Genomic DNA, 5112 nt, shown 5'->3' on the forward strand with positions numbered 1-5112 from the left:
CAAAAATAAAATTCTACGCAAAATGGATAGAATTTATTAAAGAATAGGCCGTTAACCCGGAACCAGCCAAGGCATTTAACATGTTTCGTATATCCAATTTTGGTTCCGGCTGGTCCGGGTTGGGAAGCTGCATAAGAGGGGCAAAGGAATGATCTCCGAACAGAATTTACAGGAAAATCCGGATGACTCCTTAAGAAGGGCTCCCGGGATGGGCCTGTTTTCCCAAACCCTTTTGAGACATGAACTGCGATTGGACCGGGATAAAACCACCACCCTGCAAATCAATGTGGGGCTGCTCTGCAATCAGAGCTGTCGTCACTGCCATCTGGAGGCCGGACCGAATCGAAAAGAGGTTATGGATTTATCGACTGCGGAGGCGGTGATCTCCTATGCCCAACGGAGTCGTTTCGAGGCCATTGACCTAACCGGAGGGGCCCCGGAGATGAACCCGAATATCATCAGACTCGTTGAGGGGCTCTCGCCCCTGGCTCCCCGGATCTTGGTCCGTTCCAACCTGACCGCCTTGAACGGGGTAGAGAGGGAGACCCTTATTGATCTATACAAGAGTCACGGCGTTGTCCTTTTTGCCTCTTTTCCCGCCCTCCAGGAAGGACAGGCCGATTCCCAAAGGGGCAGCGGAATTTTCCAAATCAGTATCGAGGTCCTCAAAAAGCTTAATGCCCGGGGTTATGGACAGGAGGGTTCCGGGCTGGAACTCCATCTGGTATCCAACCCAACCGGAGCCTTCCTGCCTTCCTCTCAGGCCCAAATGGAGAAGAGGTTCCGGGAGGTCTTACAAAAAAATTGGGGGATCGTTTTTAATCGGCTTTTTTCGTTTGCCAATGTACCGCTGGGGAGATTTCGTCAGTGGCTGGTCCAGTCCGGCAACCTTGATCACTATATGGAAAAGCTGGCTTCTGCCTTCAATGCCTGTGCCTTGAAGGGGGTGATGTGCAGAACGCTGGTCTCGGTCTCTTGGGACGGGACTCTCTATGATTGCGATTTCAACCTGGCCATGGGTCTTAACCTGGGGGAAAGGAAAATCCATATTTCCGAAATGCCTGGTCCTCCGGAGGCGGGAAGTCCTATTGCAGTGGCGGATCACTGTTTTACCTGCACGGCCGGGATGGGGTTCACCTGAGGGGGAGCTATCAGGCCCTGAGTTCAGGGTCTTTTTTCAATTGAAAGGGCAAGAGGGGCAGGTACGACTAACTTATTTTCGGAGCCTCCAAGATGAATAAACCCATAAAGATCTTGCACATTGATCGTGATTGGCAGGTAATTTACATCCTTATCCGGGAAGGCACTTTCATCAAATCGTCCGTCCCTTTGGAGACCGCCCTGGCGCTGCTGAAAAAAGAAGATTTCGATTTGATCCTTTCGGAACCTCAAAATATAGCCATACTTACTCCGCAAAACGGGGATTCAGCCGCTTTAACCGGGGAGGGGGAGCCGGCGACTATAGGAAAGGCATGATTCAAACCCTATGGACCATCCAGATATGAGAGAACGCTGTTAATCCGGCTAAGGAGGAATAGGAAATGCCTGCTGAGATAACGAAAAAATTGATTATTATCGGAGGCGGATCCGCAGCTTTTGCTGCGGCCCTCCGGGCGAGTGACCTGGGTGCTCAGGTAACCATGATTAATGACGGGCTGCCCATAGGGGGAACCTGTGTCAATGTGGGATGCATACCGTCCAAGACACTGATTCGAGCCGCAGAGGCCTACCGCCGTGCGCTTCACCATAATTTTTCAGGGATCGAAATAGATAGAGGCATTGTGGATTTCCAAGCTGTTGTACGCCAGAAGCGTCAACTGGTTGAGGATCTGAGGCAGGAAAAATACCTCAATGTGATTGAGCAGATCCCCAATATTCAGTTTGTCGAAGGCAGAGGATATGTGGTCGCCCCCGACAGGGTGACGGTTAATGGAAAAGAGTTTAAAGGCGATAATATCTTGATTGCAACGGGCGCCAAACCACTGATCGCTTCGATGCCGGGGCTGGCGGAAACCGGGTATCTGACTAATGAAACCGTCTTTGAACTGGAAAAATTGCCGGAATCGTTGATTGTTCTGGGAGGCCGCTACATTGCCCTTGAGTGCGCCCAGATGTTTGCCCGCTTCGGAAGTTGGGTAACCATACTTCAACGTTCCACCCGGATCCTTCCATCAGAGGAACCGGACATCACAGACTCATTGACAAGTTACCTCAGAGAAGAAGGCATCGAGATAGCCACCGGGGTGACTATAGGCCTTATCCGTAAGGAAGGGAATCATATCGTGGTAGAAACGACAATGGGCGGAGCCCCAAAGATTTTCAAGGCTGATCATGTCCTGTCCGCCACGGGACGAAAAGCGAATACGGAAGGACTGGGACTTGAAAGGGTCGGCGTAGAACTGAATTCACATGGTTTTCTTAAGGTCGATGAGACTTTGAAGACCTCGGTTTCAAACATCTATGGTGCGGGGGATGTTATCGGGGACCCCATGTTCGTCTATACGGCCGCCTATGAAGGGGCTCTTGCCGCCGAAAACGCCCTGTCGGGGTCTTTGAAAGTGCGGGATTATTCCATTCTTCCCTGGGTTATCTTTACGGATCCACAGGTGGCCGGCGTTGGATTGGATGAAGCGCAGGCGCGACAACAAGGGATCGATGCCGAGGCGGCCAGCCTGCCCCTCAGCCAGGTGCCCAGATCTCTGGCAGCTCATGATACCAGGGGATTCATCAAACTTATCCGGGATCGCCAAACCGACAGGTTGATCGGGGCGCGGATCCTCGCTCCCGAGGGATCAGAACTCCTGATGGAGATCAGCCTGGCTCTCAAATTCGGCGTGACCGCCCAGGAGATAGCTTCTGCCTTTCATCCTTACTTGACTCTTTCCGAGGGGGTCAAGCTGGCAGCTATTATGTTTAAAAAAGATGTAAACAGGCTGAGTTGCTGTGCATCCTGATTAAAGTCATTTTTTTGTAAAAACCGGGGTTGTCTCCGGAGAAGGCCATGATGATAATGATGGCTATGGTCAAAGGGCGCACGTTGATGACGAGGGGTTCGTGGCGGACTCTCGCAACGGCCGCATCCAGATCTTCGATCTCGATGGCAACTTCAATCGGATGTTTGGCAAGCCGGGTGAGAAACCTGACGAACTCGGCCGGCCGATGAACCTAAGCATTCATGACGGCGAGGTTATAAAGCTGTGCGCATAGACGTTCAATAACGATGTGAAAAAACTGTCCTGTTGTTTCCCATAAGACGGTGGGCGGGAGGCGCCTCATGAATCTGCATCTGAAAAAGGTTGGCCTGGCGGGATCGGTGTTCACGCTCCTTTGCTGCCTGGGGTTCGGTCCGCTGATCGCGATGCTGTCAGCAATCGGGGCGAGTTTTCTTGTCAATGACGCCGTATTGGCTCCGCTGTTGGCTCTGTTCCTGGTGATTGGAGGCATCGGTCTTGGCATCACATATCGCCGTCATCGGCGCATCGGCCCGCTGCTGGTTCATCTACCTAGTGCGGTTTCGGTCTTCGTATTCACGTTTGTCAGTTTTGTCGCGCCACTTGTTTGGATGAGTATTGCCGGCGTGGTTGCTGCATCGGTGTGGGATCTTTTCCTCGGTAAGCGGGCTCATCAATGAGTGTTGCGCGGTATTTTGAGTTTCAGAGGTATATTCATAGCCCTGAAGATGGGATGAAGTGATGAGAAATTAACAACTGATCGAGGAGGACGGGCAGGGGTGGAGCAGTGTTTGGCGGACAGTCTGGGTGTAGAGTTGGATTCCGAAACGAAACTATGTTGAAAAAGACCTGTTTTGACCGATGTTCCCATGATGACCATGTTTTCATTAACCATCATAGGCTAACCGAATACGGTCACATTAACGTTGCCGTTTTCATTAAATGGGTTTGCGGGAGTTAGTAACTGACATGCGGAGGTTGGGATGATACGCAACAAGCCGAGAAGCAAGGGAGCCGTCCTTGTTGGTGTATTGATCGCTTTTCTCTTGGGCTGCCCGGCCGTTTTAGCCGAATCCCTCTCGGTCCTTGAAGTCGGCCGCTTTTCAGCCGAAAAAGTGAGCCATGTGCTGCCAGCCCGGTGGGAGCCCTTCTACTTTAAAAACATCCAACGCCACACCGACTACCGTCTCATGGAGGAGGATGGGCAGGTGGTGGTTAAGGCAACGGCCCATGCCTCAGCCTCCGGATTGATGCGGAAGATCACCATTAATCCCAAGGAATATCCCATTATCCAATGGCGATGGAAGGTTGCCAACCTTTTGAAACATGAAAACGTGTATCAGAAGGAGGGGGACGACTACCCGGCACGGATTTATATCGTTTTCGAATATGATTCGGGCAAGTTGAGTTTTTCTGAAAAAGTCAAATACGAAATTGCCAGGATGCTTTATGGCGAGTATCCTCCTCTGGCCACCGTCAATTATATTTGGTCTTCCAATGCTCCGCCGGGATTGGTCGTACCGAACCCTTACACCGACCGTGCCATAATGATGGTGGTCGAAAGCGGGGATAAGAATTTAAATATATGGATCAATGAAGAGAGGAACATCTACGAGGATTACAGGAACGCTTTCAAAGATGAACCGCCCGTGATCTCCGGGGTGGCGATCATGACCGATACGGACAACACTGCGGAGTCAGCGACGGCCTATTACGGGGACATCACCTTCCGTAGAGAGCGGCGCTGAGGCATATATGATAACTCTTCCCGTGGGGTCAAGCTGGCCGCTATAATGTTTAAAAAAGATTTGAACAGGCGGAGTTGCTATGCATCCTGATCGAAGTCATTTATTGATAAAAAAAGGGTCTGCCTCAGGGAGAAGGTCATGACGATAAATGCACCTACAAAAATCAACAGCCGTATAAAGGCATTGATCAAGGCGGCCGTGTTCGTGTTCTTTATCCTTTTTTCCATTTATCTGGTCCGCTTTACCCCGGTGAAAAATATCCTCTCATTAGGGGTGCTGGGCGCCTATTTCGAGCGGGTCGGGTTTTGGGCCCCGGTGTTTTTCATGCTCTTTTACGCTGTTGGCATTTGTCTTTTTATCCCCGGAACCCTGCTGACCGGCTTGGGCGCGGCGATCTTCGGGGCCTATTGGGG

General features: G+C 51.2%; 6 protein-coding genes. All 6 read left to right on the forward strand.

Translation table 11 applies throughout. The features are described 5' to 3' along the window. The first annotated feature begins 148 nt into the window (after positions 1-148). Positions 149-1141: an arsenosugar biosynthesis radical SAM protein ArsS gene (arsS, locus tag HY879_24325; protein ID MBI5606472.1), complete on the forward strand. Its 993-nt coding sequence runs from the start codon at positions 149-151 to the stop codon at positions 1139-1141. A gap of 92 nt (positions 1142-1233) precedes the next feature. Beyond that, entirely contained in the window at positions 1234-1476 is a 243-nt protein-coding gene (locus HY879_24330; GenBank protein MBI5606473.1) for a hypothetical protein, read from the forward strand. A 65-nt stretch (positions 1477-1541) separates the two neighbouring features. Beyond that, the gene (merA, locus tag HY879_24335; protein MBI5606474.1) at positions 1542-2954 is read left to right on the forward strand and encodes a mercury(II) reductase; all 1413 of its coding nucleotides are present in this window, start codon (positions 1542-1544) and stop codon (positions 2952-2954) included. A 320-nt stretch (positions 2955-3274) separates the two neighbouring features. Then, on the forward strand, positions 3275-3631 hold the full coding sequence (locus HY879_24340) for a MerC domain-containing protein (protein ID MBI5606475.1): 357 nt from the start codon (positions 3275-3277) through the stop codon (positions 3629-3631). 303 nt (positions 3632-3934) lie between these two features. Then, positions 3935-4699, forward strand: coding sequence for a DUF3047 domain-containing protein (locus HY879_24345; protein ID MBI5606476.1), 765 nt, complete (start codon positions 3935-3937; stop codon positions 4697-4699). Positions 4700-4837: 138 nt separating this feature from the next. Beyond that, positions 4838-5112, forward strand: a 275-nt coding sequence (locus HY879_24350) for a TVP38/TMEM64 family protein (GenBank protein MBI5606477.1), incomplete at its 3' end; no start/stop codon positions are given.

This window comes from Deltaproteobacteria bacterium, from assembly GCA_016219225.1.
Classification (GTDB): domain Bacteria; phylum Desulfobacterota; class RBG-13-43-22; order RBG-13-43-22; family RBG-13-43-22; genus RBG-13-43-22.